Below are 24547 nucleotides of genomic sequence, written 5' to 3'. Positions count from 1 at the left end.
CCCGGCGGGTTTGCCGCCTTGGCCAGTCTATCCACGGCGGTGCGGTGCCGCCGCGCCTCGGCATGGCGCGCCGAGCCCGCCCGGCTCCGCCCATATCGTAGTCAACTATTACGACGCCGGCGCCCGTCTTACGTGCCGCGCGTCACCCTTCTCCGGCCGCGGATAGTCTGTACGGGCAACTAATCGAACCCCCCGGAAAGGAGCAGCGTGGCCACCACCAGCGCCATCCGGCCGCGGGCAGACGCGGCATGGATCGTCGTCGTCCTGGCGGGCGTCACGGCCGCGATGCACATCTGGAAGCTGCCGTCGGCCATTCCCGTGATCCGTGACGAGCTCGGCATGTCCCTGGTGCAGGCCGGAGTGCTGCTGGGCGTGGTGCAGGTGGCCGGCATGGTCGGTGGCTTGGCGGTTTCCCTGCTGGCGGAAATGATCGGCGCACGCCGCTGCCTGCTGGCCGGCCTCTGGCTGCTCATCATCGGATCGGTCATCGGGGGGTTCGCCGACTCGGCCGCCGTGCTGATGGCCTGCCGCGCACTTGAAGGGGCGGGCTTCCTGCTGACCACGGTGGTGGCGCCAGGGCTCATCCGGGCGAACACGCCCGGGGTCCGCGTCAACCTGGCGGTCGGCTTCTGGAGCGCGTACCAGGGCTTCGCGACCTTCGCCGGGCTGGTGGCCAGCGCGCTCATCCTGCAGGCCACCAGCTGGCACACGTGGTGGTGGATCATGGCCGCCCTGACGCTCATTCCGATCCCGCTGGTGCTGAAGTTCGTGCCGCAGGACCCGCGGCGCGACGGTTCCGGCCTGCCCGCGGCCACCCGTCGCATCGGCCGCACCGTCCGGTCCCCCAAGCCGTGGATCGCCGGCGTGGTGTTCGCCTGCTACACCGTCCAGTGGATGGCCGTGGTCGGTTTCCTGCCTACCATCTATGAGCAGAACGGGGTCACCGGGATCTGGCCGGGCATCCTGTCCGCGGTGGTCGGCGGCCTGAACGCGCTGGGGGCCATCGGCGCCGCTCCCCTGCTGCAGCGCGGCGTCCCCCCGCGGCTGCTGATGATCCCCACCTTCATCCTGATGGGCACGACGACGGTGCTCACCTTCGGCATCGACTGGACCGTTGCGCCGGGCGGCATGGCCATCCAGTTCGCCTGTGTGGCGCTGTTTTCCATGGTGGGCTCGGTGATCCCGTCCACGCTCACCCGCATGGCCGTGGACTTGGCGCCGGCGGACGGGTCCCCGCCAGCCGCCATGGGGTTGATGCAGCAGATCTTCAACGTCGGCAACTTCACCGGCCCGGCCATGATCGCCTGGCTGGCCACGGTTACCGGCGGCTGGCAGTCCACCTGGTGGATGACCTGCACGTTCGCGGCCCTTGGCATTGGCCTGAGCGTGTACTTGAGCGAGAAACGCCTGGGGCTTAGCTTCGCCCACCGGTAGGTCCGGGCGGGGCGGGGCCGGGTCCGGGCCCGGGCCCGGGGTCCGGACCGGGCGTCCGGTGTGTTCGCTCCCATGTCTCGGACTAACTGCCCATCTTTGGCTACCCCTAAAGCGCGCTGACTAGGCGAAACGCCGGGAGCCGCTGCCAAGACGTGGGAGCGAAAAGCACCGCCACCGGGAACTCCCGCGAAGCTCCCGTCGCACCGCCACGTCCACTCCCGCGAGGCTCCCGCCGCACCGCGACGGGCACTCCTCCGCGAAGCCCGGCCGCGTCGTCGTCGGGCTCTTGCCCTCGCCGCGGCCGAGGAGGAAGCTGGAATCACGGCGAGCGGCCTCCCCCTTTTCCCCAGGAGTGATCAGTGATGACCGATGCGGCCCAGTTCCCGGACCAGCCCCTGACCAACCGCCAGGGCCACAAGGTCTACGACAACCAGAACACGCGAACCATCGGCGCCCGCGGCCCGGCGACCCTGGAGAACTACCAGTTCCTGGAGAAGATGAGCCACTTCGACCGCGAGCGCGTGCCCGAACGCGTGGTGCATGCGCGCGGCACCACGGCCTTCGGCTACTTCGAGGCCTACGGCAAGTGGGGGGACGAGCCGATCGGCAGGTTCACCCGCGCCAAGCTGTTCCAGGAAGCGGGCAAGCGCACCGACCTCGCCATCCGCTTCTCCACCGTGGCCGGCGGCCGTGATTCCTCCGAGGTGGCCCGCGACCCGCGCGGATTCGCCGTGAAGCTCTATACCGAGGACGGCAACTGGGACATGGTCGGCAACAACCTGGGCGTGTTCTTCATCCGCGACGCGATCAAGTTCCCCGACTTCATCCACTCGCAGAAGCCGGACCCGGTAACGTTCGAGGCGTCGGTGCCGAACCGGGCGATGGACTTCTTCAGCCAGTCCCCCGAATCCATGCACATGGTCATGCTGGTCTTCAGCCCGCGCGGCATCCCCGCCGACTACCGGCATATGCAGGGCTTCGGCGTGAACACCTACAAGTGGGTCAACGCCGCCGGCGAGACGGTGCTGGTGAAGTACCACTGGATGCCCAAGCAGGGCGTGAAGTCGCTGACCGCCGAGGACGCCGCGAACGTGCAGGCGCAGACCCTCGGGTCACACACCAAGGACCTCTACGACGCCATCGAAGCCGGCAACTACCCCGAGTGGGAGCTGGTGGTGCAGATGATGTCCGACGACGAGCATCCCGAGCTCGACTTCGACCCGCTGGACGATACCAAGGTCTGGCCGGAGGAGCAGTTCCCTCCCCGGCCGGTCGGCCGGATGGTGCTGGATCGCACCGCCAAGAACTTCTTCGCCGAGAGCGAGCAGATCGCGTTCGGCACCGGCGTGCTGGTGGACGGCCTCGACTTCTCCGACGACAAGATGCTGGTGGGCCGGACGTTCTCCTACAGCGACACCCAGCGTCACCGGGTGGGCCCGAACTACCTGCAGCTTCCGGTCAACAGCCCGAAGGTGCCGGTGGCCACCAACCAGCGGGACGGCCAGTTGACGCACTTTGTGGACACCGCGCCGGGCCAGAACCCGCACGTGAACTACGAGCCGACTATCACCGGCGGGCTGCAGGAGGCGGCGAAGGATTCCGGTTACCACCACGCCGTCGGTCCCGAGATCGGCGGCCGGCTGACCAGGGAACGGATCGAGCGGACCAACGACTACCTGCAGGCCGGCCAGCGGTTCTACCTGCAAGAGGACTGGGAGCGCGAGGACCTGATCACCAACCTGACCAACGCGCTGGCGCAGTGCGACCGGCCGATCCAGGAGCGCATGCTCTGGCACCTCTACATGATTGCGGACGAGCTCGGCCAGGGCGTGGGCGGCGGCATCGGCATCTCGCTGGACGAGGTGAAGGACCTTGGGCCTCTGGCCAGCCAGAACCTTTCCGAAGCGGAGCAGCAGTGGATGGCCAACCTCGGCAAGAACGGGCCGCGGGACGTTTCCGGGCTGACCATGACGCACTGCGTGCCCAACGAACGTGTCAAAGTGGAGCGGTAGCCGTCACCGCGCGACCTCCACGTTTAAGCGGCGGCTGACCTGCGGAAATCCCGGACGTCGGCCGAATCCAGCCCGAATTCCGGCGGCCGGCCGCCCAGCCGGGCCCTCGCCAAGCCGTGGCATCCGCGGTAGCGTCTGTCCATGCGAGTCGCCGTGGTCGGAGCCAGCGGGAACGTCGGTACAGCAGTGCTGCGCCGGCTGCAGAAGGCGCGGGGCGAACGCGCGGACGACGTGGAGATCGTCGGCATCGCGCGGCGGCTGCCCGATGCCACGACGGAACCGTACGACGGCGTCACGTGGGTTTCGCTGGACATCGCCTCCCGCGATGCCCGGGAAAGGCTGACCCAGGCGTTTAAGGGATGCGACGCCGTCGTCCATCTCGCGTGGCTGCTGCAACCGAACCACGATGAAGAGCAGTTGCGCCGGGTGAACGTGGACGGCACCGCGAACGTGCTCGCCGCTGCCACCAACGCCGGCGTCGGGCAAGTGGTTTGCGCCTCGTCGGTCGGCGCGTACAGCCCCGGACCGAAGCACTCCCGTGTCCGCGAGGATTGGCCCGCCAGAGGCATCGCCAGCTCGCACTACAGCCGGTTCAAGGGCCAGCAGGAAGCGCTGTTGGACGAGTTCGCCGACGATCACCCGGAAATCAAGGTGGCGCGGCTGCGGCCCGGCCTGATTTTCCAAGCCGAGGCCGGCAGCCAGATCGGCCGCTACTTTGTGGGCCGGTGGATCCCCAAGTTCTTCGTCAACCGGCTGCGGCTGCCGCTGTTCCCGTTCCCCGAGGAGTTCATCTTCCAGGCGTTGCATGCCAACGACGTGGCGGACGCCTACTGGCGGGTGCTGGACCAGGGCGCGAGGGGCGCCTTCAACGTGGCGGCCGAACCGGTGGTAACGCCCGGACTCGTCGCCTCCCTGTTCGGTGCCCGGCGCTGGCTGCCCGTTCCCGTGCCGCTGGTGCGGCAGTTGGTCGGCGCCGCGTGGTCCCTCCGGCTGCTGGCCAGCGACCCCGGCTGGGTGGACATGGCCCGCTACGCTCCGGTCATGGACACCAGCCGGGCCAGGGACGAACTCGGCTGGATACCGCAGGTGGATTCGTTGTCGGCGATCCGTGAAGTCCTGGCGGGAATGGCCGGGGCCGGAGGGGTCACGGAATCCCCCGCGATGCGCCCGCGCAGCCGCTGGACCCGTGCGAAGCCGGAGACCGGCGCGTAGTGTGGCCCCATGGGAAGCCGCGCGAAAAGCGCAGCTGCCCGGTCTGATCCCACAGGACGACCCGCTCGAGAAGGAGGACCTGATGAATCCGAACGAGGAGCGGCGCCCGGAACACCCGGACGACGCGAATGACGACACTCTGACTCCCGCCGACGCAGGCGGCATCGACAAGGAAGTCAACGAGGCCCACATCCCGGTCCACGGTGACGAGAAACTCGCCGACGACCTGGTCAAGAAGGCCTACGGCGACAAGGACCAGGACGGCCGCGGGGACGCGCCCAACGCGCCTTTCCCCGGCTGACTGGCACCGCCCGCACCTCTACCTAGCACCGCCCATCAACCGTCTACAGACAGGAGCACGCTGTGAAAGGGAAACTCACATTCGGCGCCGGCATCGCCCTCGGATTCGTCCTGGGTTCGAAATCCGGAAGGTCCGCCTACGATTCCTTGAAGGCCAAGAGCCAGGAGTTCTGGCAGAACCCAGCGGTACAGGAAAAAGTGCACGAAGCCACCGACATGGTCAAGGAAAAGGCACCAGGCGTCGCCGACCGTGTTACCGAAGCGGCCAAGAAGGCAGGGTCCGCGGCAACCTCCAAGCTGCCCGGCAACCACGGTTCGGGTAAGGACGACGGCGGCACCACGGGCCCCACCACCACCGCCGGCGGCACCACGGGCACCACCACCCTCGGCGACACCACTGGCACCACCTTGGGCGACACCACGATGTCGGATCCGGCGCAGAACGACGAACTCGGGCAGAGCTGGACGGGCGAGGGAGGCACTATGCCGGACGGACCCGCCACCCTCAACAGGGACGACGACCTGCGCCCGCCCGGTGTGTAACCCGCCCGGGATTTTGGCGGGCCCGGCCCCTCGCCGGGGCTCCGCCTGCATTAACGGCAGAGGGAAGGACTGGCATGACGGAGAACGACACCGGCCAGGTCAAAGGTCCGCGGGACCAGTCGGGCACCCCGGCAGATCCGCCGGATGCTCAGGAGCAGCAGGCGGCCGATTCCGCCCCCGAGCCCGAGGGCAAGGAGGGCATGAACATCGCGCCCGGGCCGGCTGAAGAGAAGGACCAGGAAACGCCGGACGACCGCGGGCTCACCACCGACACGAGCCCGAGCGACTGATCCACCGCGGGCACGGCAGCGGTCGTCGGGATACGGCCGCTGCCGTGCCCTGTTCGCCCGCTGCCGTGCCCGTTGGGCCGCTGCCGCGACCGTTGGGCCGCCATTGCTACGCCTTGACCACCGGCAGGTCGCTCCACTCGGTGGTGTAGCGAGGCGAGGAAAATTCGCGTTTCATTGACCACGCCGCGGGTGCCGCCAGCCCGCCCTGCCCGAGGCCGATCGAGGCTTCGCCGAACTTGGTACGCACCGCGCCCAGCAGGTCGCCGATGTGCCGCTGTTCCAAATCGCTGACGAAGGGGTCGAAGGTCTGCTGGCCGGCCGCAGGCTCCAGCCCCGACAGCAGGACCCCGGCCCGGACATAGTGGGCGCCCGGAGTCAGGCAGCCGCGCATGGCAGCCACGGCAGCCTTGGTCAGCTGGATCGGATCCTGAGTAGGCGCCGCCAAGTTGACGCTGGCCGCGGGAAACGATGCCTCGCCGCCGGCGAACCTGCTGGTCCCCGCAGTCACCGTCAGCACCGAGGCGCGGAGCCCCTCGGCCGCCATTCGGGCCGCCCCGCGTTGGGCATAGACCGCCATCACCTGGTCCATCTCCTCGAGGGTGGTCACCGGCGTGGAGAAACTGCGCGAGAACATGATCTGCTGCTTGTCGGCCCGCTCCTCCGCGTGCGGGATACAGGGCGTCCCGTTCAGTTCCAGCACGGTTCGCTGCAGCACCACGGAGAACTTTTTGCGGATTGCCTGCGGGTCGGCGGCCTTGAGGTCTGCGATCGACTCGATCCCGAGGGCGTTCAGCCGTTTCCCCGTCCGTCCGCCCACGCCCCACAGCCCGGTGACCGGGACGCGCGACTGAATCCAGGCGATGTCGGAAGCGGGCATCGAACCCAAGGAGCACACCCCGGCCATGTGGGGATTCCGTTTGGCAACGTGGTTGGCGAACTTCGCCAGCGTCTTGGTCTGCGCCACGCCGACGCTGACCGGCACGCCCACCTGACGACTAACTGCGGCACGGATCCGGCCGGCGGTCTCCAGCAACTGGGCCTCGTCGCCGGGCAGGCCCAGGAACGACTCGTCGATCGAATAGACCTCCTGCCAGGCCCCGAACCGGCCGAGCACTTCCATCACCCGGGCGCTCAGGTCCCCGTACAGCTCGTAGTTGCTGGACCGCGCGACCAGCCCCCAGGCCTTGGCCCGCGGCGCCACCTGGAACCACGGCGTCCCGGTCTTCAGCCCCAGCTGTTTGGCCTCCTCGGAGCGCGCCACCACGCAGCCGTCATTGTTGGAGAGCACGACGACGGGGCGTCCCTCGAGGGACGGATCGAAGACCCGCTCGCAGGAGACGTAGAAATTGTTGACGTCCACCAGCGCGATCCGTTCGCCGGGCCGGCCGGAGGTCGCTCCGCCGGAGCCCGACGGCTGGCCGGAGGTCGCCCCGCCTGCCCCGGGCACGGGGACGCTAGACATGGTGCAGGCAACGGGTGGCGACGCCCCAGATCCTCAGGTCGGCGAGTTCGCCCACCTCGGTGGGAACGCCGCCGTCGTCCGCCTGCAAGCGCACGCCGTCCGCGGTGAGATGCAGGCGCCGGACCACCAGTTCCCCGTCCAGCACCGCGACCACTACCGAACCGTCGCGCGGGGTCAAAGAGCGATCCACTATCAGCTCATCGCCATCACTGATCCCGGCCGCGGCCATCGAGTTTCCGGCCACCCGCATCACAAAGGTGCTGGTGCGGTCGCGGATCAGGTGCCGGTTCAGATCGATGCCGCCGTGGAAGTAGTCCCTGGCCGGCGACGGGAAACCGCGCGCCTCCTCGGGCGCTCCGCTGCCCATCTCCGGGCCCGCCGAAGCACCCGACGGCTGCTCTACACCGAACATCCCGACCCCCGTCTTCGAACAAAGCTTCGAACACAACACTAGCACCGGCCCGCCGTGGCCTACATATGAGCCAGCTCCACTCAAGTTTGGGTAACTTCTGGAATAATCCTGCCGTAGAGGCGTTAACATGAGTCGAAGACACTCACGTTCCACAGGAGGATTATCCATGCCACTGTTCTTCGGACCAGCTTCCGGCAACGGTTCATTCGACGAGTTCCTGGCCCGCTACCTGCAGGGCCAGCGGGCGGCCCAATCCCGCACGGTCGACCTCACCCGGCTGCTCAGCCGCCGCACCCATGAGGTGCTGGCGCAGGCAGCCCGGTTCGCCGCAGGCCTCGGCCACATCGAGGTGGACGCGCTGCACATCCTGCACGTCATGGTCGGCCAGGAGCCGGCCGCCAGCCAGATCAAGCTGACCGGCGCGGACCCGCAGGCCATCGCGCGTTCCGCGGAGCAGGGCCTGCCGGAAAAGACCGGTCCGACCCGGGAAACGCCGTCGCTCACGCCGTCGGCGCAGCGTGCCCTGCTGGATGCGCACCAAGTGGCCCGCGCGTTCGGCTCCACCTACATCGACCCCGAGCACCTCTTCGCCGCCTTCGTGCTGAACCAGGAGACCCCCGCAGGCCAGATCCTGGCCGGCGCGGGCGTCACCCCGCAGGCACTGCAGCAGGCGGCGGAGACAGCTGCGGCGCAGCCCGACGGCCCCACCCCTGCAACCGGCCCGCAACAGAGCACCGGCACCGAGTCGGAAACCCCCATGCTGGACCAGTTCGGCACCGACCTGACGGCCCTGGCCCGGGAGAACCGGCTGGACCCGGTGATCGGCCGCGCGGACGAAATCGCCCAGACCATCGAAATCCTCGCGCGCCGGACCAAGAACAACCCGGTGCTGATCGGCGAGGCCGGCGTGGGCAAGACCGCCATCGCCGAGGGGCTGGCGCAGGCCATCGTGGCCGGCGACGTCCCGGAACAGCTGCGCGGCAAGCGTGTGGTGTCGCTGGATCTGCCGGGCATGCTGGCCGGCACCCGCTACCGCGGCGACTTCGAGGAACGCCTGACCAAGACCCTGGACGAGATCAGCGCCGCGAGCAGCGAACTGATCGTGTTCATCGACGAACTGCATGCCGTGATCGGTGCCGGCGGCGGCGGCGAGGGCGGCATGGACGCCGGCAACATCCTCAAGCCCCGGCTGGCCCGCGGCGAACTGCACCTGCTCGGCGCCACCACCCTGGGCGAGTACCGCAAGGTGGAGAAGGACCCTGCCCTGGAGCGGCGCTTCCAGCCCGTCATGGTCTCAGAACCCTCGATCGAGGACGCCGTCCGCATCCTGTCCGGCCTCAAGGACCGTTACGAAGAACACCACCAGGTGGCCTACACCGAGGCAGCGATCCGGGCCGCCGTCGAGATGTCCTCCCGCTACCTCACCGACCGGTTCCTGCCGGACAAGGCGATCGACCTGATCGACCAGGCCGGCGCGCGGCTGAGCCTGCGACGCGGCCCGCGCGTTGACGTGGAGGCCTTGCGCGGCCGGCTGGCCGAGCTGGAGTCGGCCAAAAACGCCGCCGTCGCCGAGGAACGCTACGAGGACGCCTCGAAGCTGCGCGACGAGATCGAAGAGCTGAAGGCCCGGCTGGAAGCCGCCTCCGCCCAGCAGTCGGCCCCGGGTGCCACGGAAGACCACGACGGCGGGGCCCGCCCCGGCGTCGCGTCTTCCGATGTGGTGGGCGAGGCCGAGATCGCCGAGATCATCTCCCGCGCCACCGGCATTCCGGCCGCCCGGCTGACCCAGGGCGACCGGCAGCGGCTGGCGCGGTTGGAGGAGGACCTGCACGCCCGGGTGATTGGCCAGGACGATGCGGTGGCCGCTATCGCCAGGTCCGTGCGGCGCAACCGCACCGGCATGGGGGACGAGGGCCGGCCCGTCGGCAGCTTCCTGTTCCTGGGCCCGACCGGTGTGGGCAAAACCGAGCTGGCCAAGGCCCTGGCGGAGTCGCTGTTCGGTGACGAGGACGCCATGGTGCGCTTCGACATGAGCGAATACGGCGAGCGCCACACCGTCTCACGGCTGGTCGGCGCCCCTCCGGGCTACGTCGGCTACGGCGAGGCCGGCCAGCTGACCGAGCGCGTCCGCCGGCGCCCGTACTCTGTGGTGCTGCTGGACGAGGTGGAGAAGGCCCACCCGGACGTGTTCAATCTCCTGCTGCAGGTCCTCGACGACGGACGTCTTACGGACGGGCAGGGCCGCACCGTGGACTTCCGCAACACCGTTGTGATCATGACCTCCAATCTCGGCTCGGAGTTCCTGGCCAGCAAGGGCGGAGCGCTGGGCTTCACCGCCAACGACGGGGTGGACGGCTTCGGAAGCGAGCAGGATCTGCGCGCCCGGGTGATGGGCCGGCTGCGCGAAACCATGCGGCCGGAGTTTTTGAACCGGATCGACGAGATCGTGCTGTTCCGCAAGCTGGATCAGGAGCAGCTGCGTTCCATCGTGCGGCTGCAGTTGCGCAAGACCGAAGCCCGGCTGGCGGCCCAGGGCATCGCGCTGGAGGTTGGCGAGGACGCCGTGGAATGGATCGCAGAGGCCGGCTACGAGCCCGAATACGGCGCCCGGCCCCTGCGCCGCGTGATCCAGCGCGAGCTGGATGACCGGATCGCGGACCTGCTGGTGGCCGAGGCCGTTGCAGACGGCGGGCGAATCCGCGTGGCCGCCGGCGACGACGGGCTGCGCGTCGCGGCAGACAGCATGTCCGCTGCGGCATAGCGGCGGCGACTGACGCCGGGCGCGGTTGATGTGCCCGCGCGCACCAATCGCAACCCCGGAGCGATGGCGGGGCACTCCACCGGAGTGGGGTGTCCCGCCGCTCCGGTTCAGGCCAACGACAATGCGGAATAAAGGCGGGGCCTCACGGGCCCTCCTGCCTGCAATCGCGTTCCAGGGGTTCCGGGCCCATGGCCTCGCCCGCGACCCGGTGGTTCAGGGCGAGGGCGCCTCGGCCCGCTCTGGTGTCTCTTCCCCAGTCCCGGAGCGGCCCTGCAGCGACGCCGCCAAGCCGCCGATAATGAGGTCGAGGCCGAAGTCGAACTCGTGGCTGAAGTCGTATCCGGGCTGCAGCACATGCTCCACGGCGAACTCCCGCAGGTGTGGATAGTCCTCGACGGTGAACATCTCCACCATCGGCCCGCCGACCTCCGCCAGGCTGTCCGGCCCGTCGAAAGGCAACGATGCCTCCTGGAGAGCCGTCCCGTAAACGTACGCATCGAGCACCGCATAGGCGTGGGCCGCCAGCGGCAGCGAGAACCCGGCAGCCCGAAGAGTCCCCAGGGTCGCATCGTGGTGGCGCAGGTTTGCCGGTCCCGGCGCGGTGCGCGATTCCATCAAGGCTATGGCCCACGGGTGCCGGCGCAGCACGTCGCGGGCGGAGGCGGCACGCCGCTTCAACTCCGCCTTCCACTCCCGGCCCGGCACCGGCAGCTCTATCTCTTCGAAGACGGCGTCGACGATGCCGTCGAGGATCTCGTCCTTGTTCCGCACGTGGTGGTAGAGCGACATCGGTTTGGCGTCCAGTGCCTGGGCCAGTGAACGAATGGTCAGGCGGGCCAGCCCGCCGCCGTCGGCGATTTCCATGGCGGCGCGGAGCACCCGTTCCCTGCTGAGTGGCTCACGTTGCGCGGGGGCGCTGCCCGGTTTTTTGATCATTGTTCCCGCGACTATAGCATTCTCGTACATTGTACGGTAGCTTCGTACATTGTACGAAGTACTTGGGCTCCACGTCATCCACGTCCTCGAGAAGGAAGTCCCATGGAACCAACAGAATCCACCCCTTCGGCCGCGAACACGCAGCCGGTTCCCGGCAGCGGCTCCCCCGACCCCACAAGACCCACCATGCGCGCGATAGTGCAGACCCGGTACGGAGTCACCGATGCCCTGCACCCCGAAGAAATCGCAGTACCGGAGGTCGGCGAAAACCAGGTCCTCATCAAGGTCCGCGCCGCAGGCCTGGACCGCGGGACATGGCACATGGCCACCGGCCTGCCGTACCCGGTCCGCGCCGTCTCCGGGTGGAAGTCCCCGAAGAACCCGGTCCCCGGGCTTGACGTCGCGGGAACGGTTGCGGCGGTAGGCAGTGCCGTCACGAAATTTTCGATCGGAGACGAAGTCTTCGGTTTCGGCAAGGGTTCCTTCGCGGAATTTGCGGTGGCAGCGGAGTCGCTGCTGGCCCGAAAGCCGGCAGACCTGACTTTCGAGCAGGCAGCGGCCCTTCCGGTCTCCGGCGTGACAGCGCTGCAGGCGCTGCGGGACGCCGGCCGCGTACAGGCCGGGCACCGCGTACTCATCACGGGGGCCTCCGGCGGCGTCGGCACCTACGCCGTGCAGATAGCCACGGCCCTGGGCGCCACGGTCACCGGCGTCTGCAGCGCAGCCAAGGCGGAGCTGGTGCGGAGCCTCGGTGCCGGGACCGTCATCGATTACGCCCGCGAAGACTTTGCGGCAGCAGGACACAAGTATGACGTGATCGTGGACATCGCCGGGAACCCGTCCCTGTCGCGCGTGCGCCGGGCCCTTGCAGCGGACGGCACGGCGGTTATCGTCGGCGGCGAGCACGGCGACCGCTGGACGGGCGGCCTGTTCAGGCCGCTGGGCGGAATGATCCTGTCCCTCTTCAACCGGCAGCGTGTTGTCATGTTCATGGCCCGACAGGCGGCTTCGGACCTCGAACGGCTGAGTGAGCTGATCGTCTCGGGGCAGCTGAAGCCCGTGCTCGACCACACTTATCCGCTGGAGCAGATGCCGGAAGCACTCCGCCGCCTGGAGGCCGGCGAGGTGCGGGGCAAGGTGGTCATCAAGGTCTAGGGGAGCCGACACACAACGCCAAATAGTGGTGCTCGGCATGGCCGGGTAACAGACTGGGAGCGTCACCAGTTCCGGCAGCCCCGCGAAGGAGCCACGGCCATGCTCAAAACCCATCTGCGTCTCAAACCTGTCCTCGAGATTCTGGCGGCGGCAGCCGCAACCGGCACCCGGCCTGACGCCAGGGACGTCATCAGCGAGGCCTTGCGGCGCGTACCGCCGACCGCGCACGAGAAGGAGTTGCTGAGCGGCGGTGTGCCCCGCGGCTTCAAAAACCTGACGACGGCGACCGCGCGGCTGGTGAAAGCCGGCTGGATGTCGAAGGGCCGCGGCGGGTGGGCCATCACCGAGGAGGGGCTGCGGGCGGTCACCGCCTTTCCCGATGCGGCCGAACTGGCCGCGGCCCTCGCGGCGGGAACCCCGCTGCCGGAACCGTCGCCGCCGGCGGCGGAGCCCGCCCTGCCCGCCGACCAACCTGCTGGAGTCGCCGTGGTGGGCGACTTTGGCGTGCTGCTCGGCGCCGACCAAGATTGGGACCCGGCCGACGGGGCGGTGCAGATGCGCTTCGACGCCACGGACGGCTTGTGGAAGCTGGACGCCGAGCTGCCCGCCGGCCGGTATAACTTCAAGTTCGCACTGAACCGCTCGTGGGAGGAAAACTACGGGGCGTACGGCGTGCTTGACGGCGCCAACCACGAGTTCCAGCACGACGGCGGCGCGCTCACCATCGCGTACGACCACGCCATCCATGACCTGGCCGCGACGTCCCGTCTGGTCCGCGCCTGACCCTTCGTGATGAGCGCGTCATGCGCGCCGCCCGTCATACGCGCCGTCGTCCAAGCCCGCCCTCGCCAAGCAGGGACCCCATGCACGGTCGCACTGCGCGTCGTCGTCGTTCAGGCGCCGGCCAGGTGCTCCACCTCCGGCCCCGAACCGGTCGCCACGGACTCGAGGACCTCTTCGGCTTCCTGCAGGTCAATGCCCTTGGACAGCGCAATTTCGGTGACGAGCGGTTTCTTGGCGTACTGCAGCATGTCCTTCTCGGCATGGGACATGTTGCCGTTGGCGTGCAGGCGCCGGGCGAGGTCGCGGACCAGTCCCGCGATCACGAAGATGTCGCCGGTGCGGAGCCGTTCCTGGTTGTCCTTGAAGCGCCGGGACCACTGCGGATCCTCCTCCCGCGAGGCGGCGCGCAGCACGTCGAACAGTGCCTCCAGCTGTCCCTCGTCGAAGACCGGCCGCAGGCCGACCTGCTCGGCACGCTCCAGCGGGACACCGACCGTCAGGTTCGAGTTCTTAACTTCCAGCATGACGTAGCGGCATTCCGCGTCCTGCCGCAGGGGCCGGGTCCCGATGCCTCGGACAACGGCCGGACCGTGGTGTGGGTGAACAAGGGTTTGACCTTCAGCAAACAGCATTTAAGAGTCCTCTGATTCGCACGAGCGCCACACTCGACATCAGTGGACGGAGCGCCCCGGGGCCCTCGCGCCAGACGGTCGTCCCACGGACCGAAACCGCGGCCAGCAGACCGGAGCTTCGATATTGTGAGCACGCGGACCGGCTCGGATCCATGCGGATGGACCCGCCCCAAACCCGCGAGCTTGGCTGCCTCAATTATCTCACGCGTGCGCCTGATGTCCCCGGGAGTACCAACCGGTGGGACCCCTCGAGTCCGGGGGCGCGCGCCGGCAGATGGGGCGCCGCGGCGCCGCGCAACCGGTTGGCGCTGCCCCTTGACTCCCCGGCGGAGCGACTGCCACCATGGCAGTCTCACATGGCGCAAAGTTGCGCATCATGCGCAACTCTTCAGGTCCGGCTGGCGCCAGAACCTCGAAGGAGTAAGCCCCTATGTCGGAGATTCTCGATTCTGGCTCCGCCCAGTTCAACGGCACCGATTCGTCCCGCGTTAACCCCAACCCGGCCGTCACCCTTTACACGCGGCTGCGCAAGTCCCCTTACTTCTGGAAGTCGCGGGAGCACGGCGTCGCGGCCTACAGCGTGTACAACCACACCTACCACCCGCGCCATTACGGCGATCCGGTCAGCGAGTACTGGTCGCTGCTGAACGACGTCACCCTGTGGGACGTCGGCGTGGAGCGGCAGCTGCAGATCAGCGGCCCGCAGGCCTTCGACTTCACCAACATGCTCACCCCGCGGGACCTGACCAAGTGCGAGGTGGGCCAGTGCAAGTACGCTTTCATCACCGCCGCAGACGGGGGCATCATCAACGACCCCATCCTGCTGCGCGTGGAGGAGAACAAGTTCTGGCTCTCGCTGGCGGACAGCGACGTGCACCTGTGGGCCATGGGCCTGGCGCACGCCGGCGGCTGGGACGTCACCGTGGAAGAGGTGGACGTGGCGCCCGTCCAGGTCCAAGGCCCGAAGGCCAAGGGGCTGATGTCCGACCTGTTCGGCCCGCAGATCCTGGACATGCCGTACTACTACATGCAGCACCACACCCTCAACGGCATGGACGTGGTGGTCAGCCGGACCGGCTACACCGGCGAAGTCGGCTACGAGATCTACCTCTACAACGCCACCGCAAACGCCGGGCGCCTCTGGGACACGGTTTGGGAAGCCGGGCAGGCGCACGACCTGCGGGTCATCGGTCCCTGCCACATCCGCCGGATCGAGGCGGGCATGCTGGCCTACGGGTGCGACATCACGCTCGGCACCAACCCATTGGAGGTTGGTTACGACTACAACTGGATGGTGGATCTGGACCAGGAAGCGGACTTCGTGGGCAAGGAAGCGCTCGGCCGCATCCGGGAGAAGGGCATCGACCGGCTGATGGTCGGCGTGGAGATCGGCGGCGAGCCGCTGGGCAGCTACAACGACGGCTCCATGATCGAGCCGTTCCCGGTCTCGGTCGGCGACGGCTCCCCCATCGGGGAGGTCACCAGCGCCTGCCACTCCCCGCGACTGGAACGGAACATCGGCCTGGCCATGGTGCCGATCGACCTCAGCGGCGAAGGCACCACGCTGTCCATCCACACGCCCGAGGGAGTCCGCGAAGGCCAGGTCGTCCAAAAGCCCTTCGTCGACCCCGCCAAGTCCACACCCAAGGACTGAAACCGCCAAAACCACAACGACGGCGGAGCCCACCTGTAGAAGGCGGGCCCCGCCGTCGTTCGCTGCTACGTCCAGGCGACGTCGCGCACAGGGGCGCCGCCCGCTGCGGTGAGCTTGAGCGGGAAGAAGCCGACCCGGCAGCTGGCGGGCAGCGTGGTGGCGTGGTGGCGTGGTGGCGTGCCCGATGGTCTGCACGATCAGGTTGCGGCAGGGCGGCGGGGTTACGGCTCTTGCCGGGCGCCGACGGTGGCGCCTTGGACGCTGGTCTTATCGGCTTCGGATTCATCGTCCCGGGGCGGACCGGCTACGGGCAGGGTAAACGTGAAGACGCTGCCCCGGCCGGGCTCGCTCTCACAGCTGATGCTGCCGCCGTGCCGTTCCACGATGTCCTTGGACAGGGCAAGTCCGAGGCCCAGCCCCGGGATGGAACTACGGCGGGCGGCGGGACTGCGGAAAAACCGCGTGAAGACGTTGCGGCTCTCCTCGGCACCCATCCCCATGCCCCGGTCCGCTACCTCGCATCGAACCATTTCGTCGCCGCCGGTGCAGCTGACCGTGACGTCACCGCCCTGCGGGGAATACTTGATGGCGTTGGACAGCAGGTTATCCAACACCTGCCGGACCCGCGCCGGGTCGCAGACCACCCGCAGGGGAGGCGGCGCCTGTACGGCGAGCGTGATGCCGCCGGCGGCGGCCCGGGGTTCTGCTGCTGCTACGGCCTGCGCCACGATATCCCCGAGATCCGCAGGAACCGGCTGCAGCTCGGAGAAGCCGGCGGCCGTCCCCAGCAAATCCTTGACCAGGGCGAGCAACTGGTGCGAATTGCGGAGGATGGTGTCCAGGCCTGCCGCCATGTTCTCTGGCAAGTCCGGCGTCAGCGCCAGCAACTCGGCATACCCCTGGATGGAGGTCAGCGGAGTTCGCAGTTCGTGGGACACGCTGGACAGGAAATCACTCTTCGCTTCCAGCGCGGACACCAGTTCCGTGACGTCGTTGAAGGCGAGCACGGAGCCTTCGCGCCGGCCGCTGCCGTCGACCATCGCCTGGGCGGACGCGGAGAGTACCCGCTGCCGCGGGGGCCGGCCGAACCAGACCAGGTATTCGGCAAACGACTCGCCCCGCAGTGCGCGGCGGATGGGCCGATCCTGGACGGGCATAAGCGATTTGCCTCCGTCGGCATAGAGCTCGAGCCTGGATTCCGGCGCGTCCTCGTCGCCCGGCGGCAGCGCCAGGCGGCGCAGCTCTTCCTGCCGACGGTTGCGCAGAGTCGGGTTGCCGTCCTCATCGACGGCCAGGACCCCCACGTTCACGGCGTTGACGACGGCTGACAGGAGCCGTTCGCGCTTGTCGCTGGCTTCCAGCAGCGCGCGGAGCCTTGCGTCCTTGGCCTCGACCACCTGCTGCTGTTCCATCATGCTCGCGGTCATGACCCGGACGGTGATTCCGATGGCCAGCATCATGAAGGGGATGAGCAGCGGGTGGATTAACGCATCGAAAGTGACGGCAGGCTGCTTGAGGAACACCGGAATCCACACCATCGCCAGCGCGGCCAGCGCGCCCCCGATGACGGACAGCCGCGGCAGTTGTCCGGAGGCCGCCAGCCAGATCACCGGGAAAGCGGCCAGCAGCCCTACCCCTGTCAGGAGCGACCCGGCGCCTTCGCGCAGCAGGCCGATCGGAATGAAATCCAGCAGCGGGATGATCAGGAACGACGGGTACGGCAGCTTCTCCCACGGAACGAGGAAACACGCCGCCAGCAGTACCGCGTTGAGCACCATGCTGAGTTCAAAGAGCGGATTCACCAGGAGCGGGGGAGAAAAAAGCCACGTGCCCACCCCCAGGAACAGCATGGTGATGGACAGCGGCAACTGGCTCATCACTACCCGCCCGCGCAGTGAGAGGTCGTGGAACTTTACCCGATGCAGGGTCAGCAGGTCGAGGATTTTTTCCATGGCGGCGAACTCCAATATCGTCGTCACGGGCGGATTCTGCAGTGACGGATGTGACAAACGGGAAGATAACCGCCTTAATGAAAGCATGCCAGCTGCCCCCAGCAACCGCCGTGCCGTCATAGTCGAGGACAACGCGGACATCCGCCGGTTGCTGGCCCAAATCGTCTCCGACCAAGGCTTCACGGTTGCGGAGGCAGAAAACGGGCGGGACGGCCTCGAGCTGGTCCGCAACGGCGGCGCCGACCTCATTACGTTGGATTTGAACCTGCCCGATTTAGACGGCATTGAAGTCTGCCGGCAAGTCAGGACCTTTTCCGACGCCTACATACTGATGATTACCGCGCGCGCTGAGGAGCTGGACCGGCTCAGCGGGTTGAACACGGGCGCCGACGATTACATCAGCAAGCCGTTCAGCCCCCGGGAGCTCCAGGCAAGAATCGGAGCGCTTTTCCGCCGCCCGCGATCCCAACCCGTTGAGGCGATTCCTAGCGAAGACCAGAAACGCGCAGCCGAGGTTCAGCGCAGCCTTCTGCCGGCCGAGCCCCTGAGACTTCAAGGCTATGAGATCGGCGGCCGTTGCCGGCCCAGCCGAAGCGTGGGCGGGGACTTTTTCGACTGGTGCGCCACGGAAAACGGACTGCAACTGACGGTCGCCGATGCCATGGGCAAGGGCATGGGCGCTGCCCTTATCGCCGCGACGGTCCGCGCGGTGTTGCGCGCCTCCCACGGACACGCGGACATCGTCCCGGCCTTCCAGGCGGCAAGCCAGTCGCTCGAGAGCGACCTGGCCCAGTCCGACTCCTTCGTCACCATCTTTCACGCCAGGCTGGACGCGGGGAACTCAACGGTCGACTACGTGGACGCGGGGCACGGGCTTGGGCTGCACCTCTACGACGGCGGCCTGCGCCGCCTGCCCTCCGGTGGCCCGCCCGTCGGTGCCGTCCCGGGCAGCACGTGGGCCGCAAGCCGCCTGCTGCTGGAGCCCGGCGAATCGCTCCTTGTACTCAGCGACGGGCTTCTCGACGCCTTCGACTCGGTGGATGCAGCCATGGACGCGGTGGCCGCCGTTGCCAGCTCCGGTGACGATGTCCGGGACGTCTGCGATGCCGTGTTGGACCTGGCCGGCGCCGCGGTGGCGGACGACATCACCGCCGTGATGCTGCGCCGGTGCCCGGCGGACAGCCCGGTACCCTTGTGAAACGTTTTGCCATACGGCTGCTGGTGGTTCTGACGGTCATCCTCGGAACCAACTACCTCGCGTGGCGATGGCTCGACTCGCTCAACTGGTCGGCGTGGTGGATAGCCGTCCCCTTGGTGCTGGCCGAGACCTACAGCCTGATCGACGTCGGACTCTTTGGTTTAACGGTCTGGCGGTTCCGGGAGCGCAAAGCGCCGCCACCGCCTGCGGACGCCACCGTCGACGTTTTCATCACCACCTACGACGAGCCGCTGGACCTCGTCATGGCTACCGCGCTGGCGGCGCGGGACATCCGTTACCCCCACAGCACCTGGATTTTGGACGATGGCGCCAGGCCGGAGCTGGGCGAACTGGCCGCCCGCCACGGGCTGGGCTACCTGACCCGCACCGGTGACTGGGCGGACAAGCCGCGGCACGCCAAAGCGGGCAACCTGAACAACGCGCTGATGATGACCCACGGGGAATTCCTCTTGATCCTCGACGCCGACCAGGTCCCCCGGCCTGACATTCTGGACAAGACGCTGGGGTATTTCAACCAGCGCAGGGTCGCCCTCGTCCAGACCCCCCAGTACTTCAGCAACGTTCCGGCCGACGATCCGCTGGGCAGCCAGGCCCCGCTGTTCTACGGGCCCATTCAGCAAGGCAAGGACGGCTGGAACGCAGCGTTCTTCTGCGGTTCCAATGCCCTGCTCCGGCGCGAAGCGTTGATGCAGCTGGGCCTGGCCGGCTATGTCACCGAAGTCGACCGCGGGGTTCACCGCGCGCTCGCAGGGGCGCGAAGTGCCATCCGCAAGGCCCGAAGGTCCCCGGAGGCGGCAGATCCACTCGTGGCAATGCTGCTCGACGACGTGGAGGCCGCCACCGACACGGCCCGCGCCAGCCTCCGAAGCGGCGGGTCGCTCAGCGAAATCACTTATGACCTCCGGAAGAAGGTCGACGACGCCGTGCGGTCCTTGGTTGCCGAGAACTTCGCGGCCGTGGAAGCGGACCTGGCCGAGATCGCCGCCATGGAACTCGGGGGCACGGCCGGTGTGCCCGAGCCGGACGAATTGGACGGCGCGGTCGAGCGGATGTCCCGGCGGGATTGGTCGCCGCTGGGGGCGCTGGGATCAGTGCAGGCGGTGCTGGACGCCGTCTCGATAGAACGCCCCGACGAGGCCCAGCCGGTGATGCCGTTGGCCACTATCTCCGTGACAGAAGACATGGCGACCTCGATGCGGTTGCATTCGATGGGGTGGCACAGCGTCTACCACCACGAGGTACTCGCCCACGGCCTGGCCCCGGAGGACCTCAAAACCATGCTGACCCAGCGGCTGCGCTGGGCCCAGGGCACCGTCCAGGTCATGCTGCGCGAGAGCCCGCTGGCGCAACGCGGGCTGAGGCTCGGCCAACGGTTGATGTACTTCTCCACGATGTGGAGTTACCTCAGTGGCTTTGCCGCGGTGATCTACTTCGCCGCGCCAATCGTCTACCTCACCCTGGGCATCCTCCCCGTCAACAGCCTGAGCACGGACTTTTTCATCCGGTTCATCCCGTTCATGGTGGTCAACCAACTGCTGTTCGCCGTGGTGGGCAAGGGCGTCAGCACTTGGCGCGGGCAGCAGTACAGCCTCGCCCTCTTCCCCACCTGGATCAAGGCCTGCACGACGGCGGCCCGCAACGTGTGGCTGGGACGGCCCCTCGGCTTTGCCGTCACTCCGAAAGCCCGCCAATCCGGGGGGAGCAGCTGGAACCTGATCACACCCCAGCTGGTCACCATGGCTTTGCTGGTTGCTGCCCTCCTGACGGGCGCGGCAAGACTGGCGGCCGGACTGAACGAACCCGTGGGCACGCTGGTGAACGTGGCCTGGGTTATGTTTGATTTGCTGATTCTGGGCGTGCTGGTCAAGGCCGTCAGGTACAAAGGGTTCAAGCCCGACGAAAGGAACGTGGATGCAGTTCACCGTTGAGACCACGCCCGCCTATGCCGAAGTCATCGGGAGCGGCCGGCTCAACATGGTCGCAGCACCCCGCCTCCGGGAAGTTGTCGCGGCCGTCGTGGCTAAAGGAAACCACCATGTGGTGGTGAATATGGCGGGTACGGAGTTCATGGACTCCTCCGGCCTCGGGGCGCTCATCGGCTGCCTGAAGATCGCCCGGCAAGCCGGGGGCGACCTCCGCATCGCGAACGTGCAGCCGCAGGTGAGGATGGTGCTTGAGCTGACCAGCATGCACCGCGTGCTGACTCCTTACCAGAGCGTCGACGCGGCGTTTTCCGATGACTGAGGTCCTCGCCCGAACGACACGCCAGGGGCTGGCCACGGCCGAAACCGTCGAGGCCCTGCACGAGGACTTCGAGGCGCTGTGGACGAAAGCCGACTTCGTTCCGGACTTGGACCGGATGGCCTTCTCGACTGCCGTGATCGAGGCCGCCACCAATGTGGTCCAGCACGCCGTCCCTGCTTCCGAAACTCCCCTCCAGCTCGGTGTTGAGATCACCATCTGGTCCCGCCGGTTGGAAGCACGCATTTCCGAAATCGGCGCAGCACCTTCCAGCCCCGGCATCTCGAACCCGCAAGAGCACGACGTCGACGACGAGTCGGAGTCAGGGCGCGGACTCAACCTGATCCATGCCTTGGTCAGCACCGTCACCTTCGAGCGCCACGGCGAGGACAACGTATGGGTCCTCTGCCGCCATGCCTCCGAGGACAGCGCCTGAAGCCGCCGTCCGGCTGCTTACCGGCTCCTAGCCGGCCGCGAGCTCCCCGGCGACCAGCCGCCGCGCGACCTCGGTCAGCAGTTCCACGCCGCGCACGGCGTCGTCGTCCCGGGTGAATTCGGCCTCGTTGTGGGAGATCCCTTCGACGCTGGGAACGAAGAGCATGACCGTCGGCACAACGTCCTTCAGGTTCGTCGAGTCGTGGCCGGCCACGGTCATGATATCCGTGTGGCTGAACCCGAGCCGCTCCGCGCTGGCGATGCCGAGCGCCACGCCCGCGGGCTGGTAGGACACCAGTCCCCACCGGTGGGTCAGCTCCAAACCGACCGTCGTCCGGGACACGGCCTCCGCCTCGGCGATCCTTTTGTCCAGCAATTCCATGGCGCGGGCCAGGACGTCCTCATCCGGCGACCGCAGGTCCAGGTTCATGACGGCCTGGCGCGCAATGGTCACTGGCGAGTTGGGCAACACGTACATCTCGGAGACCGAGGTGTGCAGCTGGCCGGGGGCGAACTCCGCGGCGAGGTCGCGGGCGGCGGAGATGACCAGGGCGGCTGCGTAGAGGGCATCCCTGCGGTCCTCCATCCGGGTGGAGCCGGTATGCGACTGCTCCCCGTCCACCGTGACGCGGTACTTGCTCGCCGCCCACGTGCGGTCCACGATTCCGACCTGCGCGCCGGTTTCCTCAAGGCTCCGGCCCTGTTCAATATGGATCTCGGCGTAACGGGCCACGTCGGCGAGCCGGGGGGCGCCGTCGTCGGCGGTGCGGTGGCCGGCGGCCAAGGCCGCGGCAACCGTCGTCCCGGCCGGATCCGCGGTGGCCAGCGCCTCTTCCAGGGGCAGCTTCCCCGTGAAAACCGAACTGCCCATCATGCTGGGCGTGAAGCGGCTGCCTTCCTCGTTGAACCAGTTGACCACGGCCACGTTGTAGACCGGGTCGATCCCGCCCGCGGCAGCTTCGGCCGCCACGCGGGCCGCGGCGTGGGCCCCGGCCAACACGCCGTAGGCGCCGTCGTACCGCCCGGCCAACGGCTGGGAGTCCAGGTGCGAGCCGAGCAAGACATAGGGAGCACCGGGAACAAGTTCAAGGGTCCCGAACTGGTTTCCGGCGGCGTCTACCTTTTCCGTGAAGCCGTGCCGCGCCAGCCACTCGCCGAACCACCGGCGGGTGGCATGGTCCTCCGGCGTACCGGCCTGCCGGTCCACGCCGCCGCCGGCGGTCGCGCCGAACCCGGACATGGCACCGAAGTCGTCAAGAAATTCCTGGCCGGTCGTGCTCATCGTGCTTCCTCCCCCGTCGACGCCGTCGCCGCATCAGCGGATTCCAGTGCCGGAAATTTCTCCGCGCCGAAGCGGATGTCGCCGCCCACCATGGTGGCCAGCACCTGCGTGGCGCCGATGCGCGACGGCTCGACGGCGGTGGGGTCTTGGTCCAAAAAGACCAGGTCGGCCAGCAGGCCCGGTACCAACCGGCCCTTGATGTCCCCCGCTCCCGTCGCCGCCGCGGAACCGACGGTGTAGGCGGCCAGCGCCTCGGCCGCGGTGATCCGCTCGTCGGGGCCGTATACCTCGCCGGACGGGGTCAGCCGCTCCACGAACGATTGGATCACGTCGAGCGGACGGCCGTTGGACACCGGTCGGTCCGAGCTGCCCGGCAACGTAGCGCCGCGCCGCAGCAGGCTGTTGGCCGGGTAGGACGTCGCCGTCCGCTCCGGACCGAGCAGCCGCGCCATGCCGTCGCCGAACTCGGTGATGAAATGCGGCTGCGGCACCAGGACGATGCCGGCCGCGGCGATGCGGTCCAGCTGCTCCGGCCGGATCACGCCGCCGTGCTCGATCCTGTTGGGCAGCGGCCTGTGGCCGTAGGTTTCCTGGGCTTCGGTGATGATGTCGATCGCGTGGTCGATGGCGTGATCCCCGATCGCGTGCATCGCGATGGACCACCCGGCGCGGTACGCCTCGAGGGACGATGCGCGCAGCACTTCGGCGTCCATTTGCAGGTAGCCGTGGTTGTGGGGGCAGCCGACATACTCTTCGGTGACGTAGGCGGTGCTGCCCAGCAGCGATCCGTCGCTGAAGATTTTCACCGGTCCCAGCCGGAGCCAGTCGTCCCCCAAGCCGGTGCGGATGCCGGCATCGAGGCCGCGCGAGACCGGGTCTGCGTCGTGCCCTGGAACCTCGTGCAGGGCATCCAGAACCAGCATGGGTTGCATCCGGACGCTCAGCAGCCCCTTGTCCCGTGCACTCTGGTAGGCGCCGAACTCGCGCGGTGAGTAGCCGATCCAGCCGCCGGCGATGCCTGCGTCGGTGACGCTGGTGATGCCCTCGGTCAGATAGTGGGTGGTCGCGAGGTCCAGCGCGCGTTCGATGGTCGCCAGCGGGTAGGGCAGCATGATGTCCTGCACCAACCGCATGGCGTTCTCTTCCAGCAGCCCGGTGGGCCGGCCCTGGGCATCCGTGACAACGACGCCGCCATCGATCGGCGCGGCAAGGTCGGCGCCGCGTGCGGCGATGAGATCGAGTGCAACACCGTTGACATTGCAGGCGTGGCCGGAGGAGTGCTTGATCCATACCGGGCGGCCGCCGGCGGCAGCATCGAGCCGGTCGCGGTCAGGCTGGGCTCCGCCGTGCAGCAGCGGGCTGTACCCCGAGGCCACCACCCATTCGTCCTCCGCCAGCGTGGACGCGGCGTCGGCTATCACCGCATAGGCCTCATCGAGGCTGGCGACGGTCCCCAAATTCGCTTCCATCAGGCCGAGCCCGAACCAGACGCTGTGGGCGTGCACGTCATTGAAGCCGGGGACGATGACCGCACCGGCGGCGTCGACGACCCTCCGGGCCCGGGGCGCGGCCTGCGGGTCGACGTCGAGTGCCAGCACCTTCCCGTCGTGGATCAGCAGGTTTTCTGCCACCGGATGTCCGGGGTCCTGGGTCAGTATGCGGGCGTTGCGGATCAGGAGATCGACGAGCATGAGTCCTCTTCGTGCTTTCGCTGCGGCGTGCCCGGAGCGGTAGATGGCGCAGCCAGCCGTGCCCGGCGCCGCCTCCATTTCAACACTGGAGCAATGTCACGCTCAATGGACAAAAGACGCCATCTCCGGCGGAAGGATTAG

At 68.0% G+C, this 24547-nt stretch carries 21 protein-coding genes; 14 read left to right on the top strand and 7 right to left on the bottom strand.

The genetic code is table 11. The features are described from left to right. Positions 1-207 precede the first annotated feature (207 nt). The 6 genes from AC5RVV_RS15210 to AC5RVV_RS15185 all read left to right on the top strand — a co-directional run bounded on the left by AC5RVV_RS15210 (position 208) and on the right by AC5RVV_RS15185 (position 5791). Positions 208-1434, top strand: a complete 1227-nt coding sequence (locus AC5RVV_RS15210; protein WP_494002224.1) for an MFS transporter — start codon at positions 208-210, stop codon at positions 1432-1434. Positions 1435-1796: 362 nt separating this feature from the next. Then, the gene (locus AC5RVV_RS15205; protein WP_494002351.1) at positions 1797-3446 is read left to right on the top strand and encodes a catalase; all 1650 of its coding nucleotides are present in this window, start codon (positions 1797-1799) and stop codon (positions 3444-3446) included. 141 nt (positions 3447-3587) lie between these two features. Beyond that, positions 3588-4658 carry an NAD-dependent epimerase/dehydratase family protein gene (locus AC5RVV_RS15200; RefSeq protein WP_494002223.1) on the top strand — a complete coding sequence of 357 codons (1071 nt, stop codon included), beginning with the start codon at positions 3588-3590 and terminating at the stop codon, positions 4656-4658. A gap of 82 nt (positions 4659-4740) precedes the next feature. Further along, positions 4741-4959, top strand: coding sequence for a hypothetical protein (locus AC5RVV_RS15195; protein WP_494002222.1), 219 nt, complete (start codon positions 4741-4743; stop codon positions 4957-4959). Positions 4960-5021: 62 nt separating this feature from the next. Further along, a complete protein-coding gene (locus AC5RVV_RS15190) occupies positions 5022-5501 on the top strand; it encodes a hypothetical protein (protein ID WP_494002221.1) in 480 nt (159 codons plus the stop codon). A gap of 74 nt (positions 5502-5575) precedes the next feature. Continuing rightward, entirely contained in the window at positions 5576-5791 is a 216-nt protein-coding gene (locus AC5RVV_RS15185) for a hypothetical protein (protein WP_494002220.1), read from the top strand. Between the two features lie 106 nt (positions 5792-5897). Here the strand turns inward: AC5RVV_RS15185 and AC5RVV_RS15180 are convergent, their stop codons facing one another. Both AC5RVV_RS15180 and AC5RVV_RS15175 read right to left on the bottom strand, forming a co-directional pair. After that, positions 5898-7253: a Y-family DNA polymerase gene (locus AC5RVV_RS15180; RefSeq protein ID WP_494002219.1), complete on the bottom strand. Its 1356-nt coding sequence runs from the start codon at positions 7251-7253 to the stop codon at positions 5898-5900. Further along, positions 7246-7620, bottom strand: a complete 375-nt coding sequence (locus tag AC5RVV_RS15175) for a LexA family protein (protein WP_494002350.1) — start codon at positions 7618-7620, stop codon at positions 7246-7248. Before AC5RVV_RS15175 ends, AC5RVV_RS15180 begins: the two co-directional genes overlap by 8 nt. Positions 7621-7831: 211 nt before the next feature. Between AC5RVV_RS15175 and AC5RVV_RS15170 the strand changes: the two genes are divergently transcribed. Beyond that, the gene (locus AC5RVV_RS15170) at positions 7832-10426 is read left to right on the top strand and encodes an ATP-dependent Clp protease ATP-binding subunit (protein WP_494002218.1); all 2595 of its coding nucleotides are present in this window, start codon (positions 7832-7834) and stop codon (positions 10424-10426) included. Positions 10427-10639: 213 nt separating this feature from the next. Here the strand turns inward: AC5RVV_RS15170 and AC5RVV_RS15165 are convergent, their stop codons facing one another. Continuing rightward, positions 10640-11362, bottom strand: coding sequence for a TetR/AcrR family transcriptional regulator C-terminal domain-containing protein (locus AC5RVV_RS15165; RefSeq protein ID WP_494002217.1), 723 nt, complete (start codon positions 11360-11362; stop codon positions 10640-10642). Positions 11363-11464: 102 nt separating this feature from the next. Here AC5RVV_RS15165 and AC5RVV_RS15160 point away from each other — a divergent pair, with 102 nt between their 5' ends. Both AC5RVV_RS15160 and AC5RVV_RS15155 read left to right on the top strand, forming a co-directional pair. Next, positions 11465-12517 (top strand): NAD(P)-dependent alcohol dehydrogenase, encoded by a 1053-nt coding sequence (locus AC5RVV_RS15160; RefSeq protein ID WP_494002216.1) that lies wholly within the window; start codon positions 11465-11467, stop codon positions 12515-12517. Between the two features lie 99 nt (positions 12518-12616). Beyond that, positions 12617-13300, top strand: coding sequence for a pullulanase X25 domain-containing protein (locus AC5RVV_RS15155; RefSeq protein ID WP_494002215.1), 684 nt, complete (start codon positions 12617-12619; stop codon positions 13298-13300). A 110-nt stretch (positions 13301-13410) separates the two neighbouring features. Here the strand turns inward: AC5RVV_RS15155 and AC5RVV_RS15150 are convergent, their stop codons facing one another. Continuing rightward, positions 13411-13932 (bottom strand): CarD family transcriptional regulator, encoded by a 522-nt coding sequence (locus AC5RVV_RS15150; RefSeq protein ID WP_494002214.1) that lies wholly within the window; start codon positions 13930-13932, stop codon positions 13411-13413. Between the two features lie 430 nt (positions 13933-14362). Between AC5RVV_RS15150 and AC5RVV_RS15145 the strand changes: the two genes are divergently transcribed. Next, positions 14363-15586, top strand: coding sequence for a glycine cleavage T C-terminal barrel domain-containing protein (locus AC5RVV_RS15145; protein ID WP_494002213.1), 1224 nt, complete (start codon positions 14363-14365; stop codon positions 15584-15586). Positions 15587-15807: 221 nt separating this feature from the next. Here AC5RVV_RS15145 and AC5RVV_RS15140 read toward each other — a convergent pair whose 3' ends face one another. After that, positions 15808-17565 (bottom strand): sensor histidine kinase, encoded by a 1758-nt coding sequence (locus tag AC5RVV_RS15140; protein WP_494002212.1) that lies wholly within the window; start codon positions 17563-17565, stop codon positions 15808-15810. Between the two features lie 58 nt (positions 17566-17623). Here AC5RVV_RS15140 and AC5RVV_RS15135 point away from each other — a divergent pair, with 58 nt between their 5' ends. The 4 genes from AC5RVV_RS15135 to AC5RVV_RS15120 are packed head-to-tail and all read left to right on the top strand — an operon-like array spanning position 17624 to position 21434. Further along, on the top strand, positions 17624-18736 hold the full coding sequence (locus AC5RVV_RS15135) for a response regulator (RefSeq protein WP_494002211.1): 1113 nt from the start codon (positions 17624-17626) through the stop codon (positions 18734-18736). After that, entirely contained in the window at positions 18733-20685 is a 1953-nt protein-coding gene (locus AC5RVV_RS15130; RefSeq protein ID WP_494002210.1) for a glycosyltransferase family 2 protein, read from the top strand. The genes AC5RVV_RS15135 and AC5RVV_RS15130 overlap by 4 nt, the downstream gene beginning before the upstream one ends. Continuing rightward, positions 20669-21001, top strand: coding sequence for an STAS domain-containing protein (locus AC5RVV_RS15125; RefSeq protein WP_494002209.1), 333 nt, complete (start codon positions 20669-20671; stop codon positions 20999-21001). The genes AC5RVV_RS15130 and AC5RVV_RS15125 overlap by 17 nt, the downstream gene beginning before the upstream one ends. Next, the gene (locus AC5RVV_RS15120) at positions 20994-21434 is read left to right on the top strand and encodes an ATP-binding protein (RefSeq protein ID WP_494002208.1); all 441 of its coding nucleotides are present in this window, start codon (positions 20994-20996) and stop codon (positions 21432-21434) included. Before AC5RVV_RS15125 ends, AC5RVV_RS15120 begins: the two co-directional genes overlap by 8 nt. A 27-nt stretch (positions 21435-21461) precedes the next feature. Here AC5RVV_RS15120 and AC5RVV_RS15115 read toward each other — a convergent pair whose 3' ends face one another. Together AC5RVV_RS15115 and AC5RVV_RS15110 are read right to left on the bottom strand one after the other, a co-directional pair. Further along, the gene (locus AC5RVV_RS15115) at positions 21462-22715 is read right to left on the bottom strand and encodes a M20 family metallo-hydrolase (protein WP_494002207.1); all 1254 of its coding nucleotides are present in this window, start codon (positions 22713-22715) and stop codon (positions 21462-21464) included. Beyond that, entirely contained in the window at positions 22712-24406 is a 1695-nt protein-coding gene (locus tag AC5RVV_RS15110; protein WP_494002206.1) for an amidohydrolase, read from the bottom strand. Before AC5RVV_RS15110 ends, AC5RVV_RS15115 begins: the two co-directional genes overlap by 4 nt. Positions 24407-24547 lie beyond the last annotated feature (141 nt).

It is taken from the genome of Arthrobacter sp. MDT2-34-1 (assembly GCF_059091365.1).
Note: the sequence above shows the minus strand (reverse complement) of the source record. Positions and strands in the feature narration are given on the sequence as shown.

What these genes read in the sequence shown, in the direction of transcription:
- AC5RVV_RS15175 (WP_494002350.1), bottom strand. Translation starts at nt 7,620, where the DNA reads ATGGGCAGCGGAGCGCCCGAGGAGGCGCGCGGTTTCCCGTCGCCGGCC.
- AC5RVV_RS15150 (WP_494002214.1), bottom strand. Translation starts at nt 13,932, where the DNA reads ATGCTGTTTGCTGAAGGTCAAACCCTTGTTCACCCACACCACGGTCCG.
- AC5RVV_RS15160 (WP_494002216.1), top strand. Translation starts at nt 11,465, where the DNA reads ATGGAACCAACAGAATCCACCCCTTCGGCCGCGAACACGCAGCCGGTT.
- AC5RVV_RS15205 (WP_494002351.1), top strand. Translation starts at nt 1,797, where the DNA reads ATGACCGATGCGGCCCAGTTCCCGGACCAGCCCCTGACCAACCGCCAG.
- AC5RVV_RS15185 (WP_494002220.1), top strand. Translation starts at nt 5,576, where the DNA reads ATGACGGAGAACGACACCGGCCAGGTCAAAGGTCCGCGGGACCAGTCG.
- AC5RVV_RS15195 (WP_494002222.1), top strand. Translation starts at nt 4,741, where the DNA reads ATGAATCCGAACGAGGAGCGGCGCCCGGAACACCCGGACGACGCGAAT.
- AC5RVV_RS15115 (WP_494002207.1), bottom strand. Translation starts at nt 22,715, where the DNA reads ATGAGCACGACCGGCCAGGAATTTCTTGACGACTTCGGTGCCATGTCC.
- AC5RVV_RS15200 (WP_494002223.1), top strand. Translation starts at nt 3,588, where the DNA reads ATGCGAGTCGCCGTGGTCGGAGCCAGCGGGAACGTCGGTACAGCAGTG.
- AC5RVV_RS15165 (WP_494002217.1), bottom strand. Translation starts at nt 11,362, where the DNA reads ATGATCAAAAAACCGGGCAGCGCCCCCGCGCAACGTGAGCCACTCAGC.
- AC5RVV_RS15155 (WP_494002215.1), top strand. Translation starts at nt 12,617, where the DNA reads ATGCTCAAAACCCATCTGCGTCTCAAACCTGTCCTCGAGATTCTGGCG.
- AC5RVV_RS15110 (WP_494002206.1), bottom strand. Translation starts at nt 24,406, where the DNA reads ATGCTCGTCGATCTCCTGATCCGCAACGCCCGCATACTGACCCAGGAC.
- AC5RVV_RS15135 (WP_494002211.1), top strand. Translation starts at nt 17,624, where the DNA reads ATGCCAGCTGCCCCCAGCAACCGCCGTGCCGTCATAGTCGAGGACAAC.
- AC5RVV_RS15170 (WP_494002218.1), top strand. Translation starts at nt 7,832, where the DNA reads ATGCCACTGTTCTTCGGACCAGCTTCCGGCAACGGTTCATTCGACGAG.
- AC5RVV_RS15125 (WP_494002209.1), top strand. Translation starts at nt 20,669, where the DNA reads ATGCAGTTCACCGTTGAGACCACGCCCGCCTATGCCGAAGTCATCGGG.
- AC5RVV_RS15120 (WP_494002208.1), top strand. Translation starts at nt 20,994, where the DNA reads ATGACTGAGGTCCTCGCCCGAACGACACGCCAGGGGCTGGCCACGGCC.
- AC5RVV_RS15145 (WP_494002213.1), top strand. Translation starts at nt 14,363, where the DNA reads ATGTCGGAGATTCTCGATTCTGGCTCCGCCCAGTTCAACGGCACCGAT.
- AC5RVV_RS15180 (WP_494002219.1), bottom strand. Translation starts at nt 7,253, where the DNA reads ATGTCTAGCGTCCCCGTGCCCGGGGCAGGCGGGGCGACCTCCGGCCAG.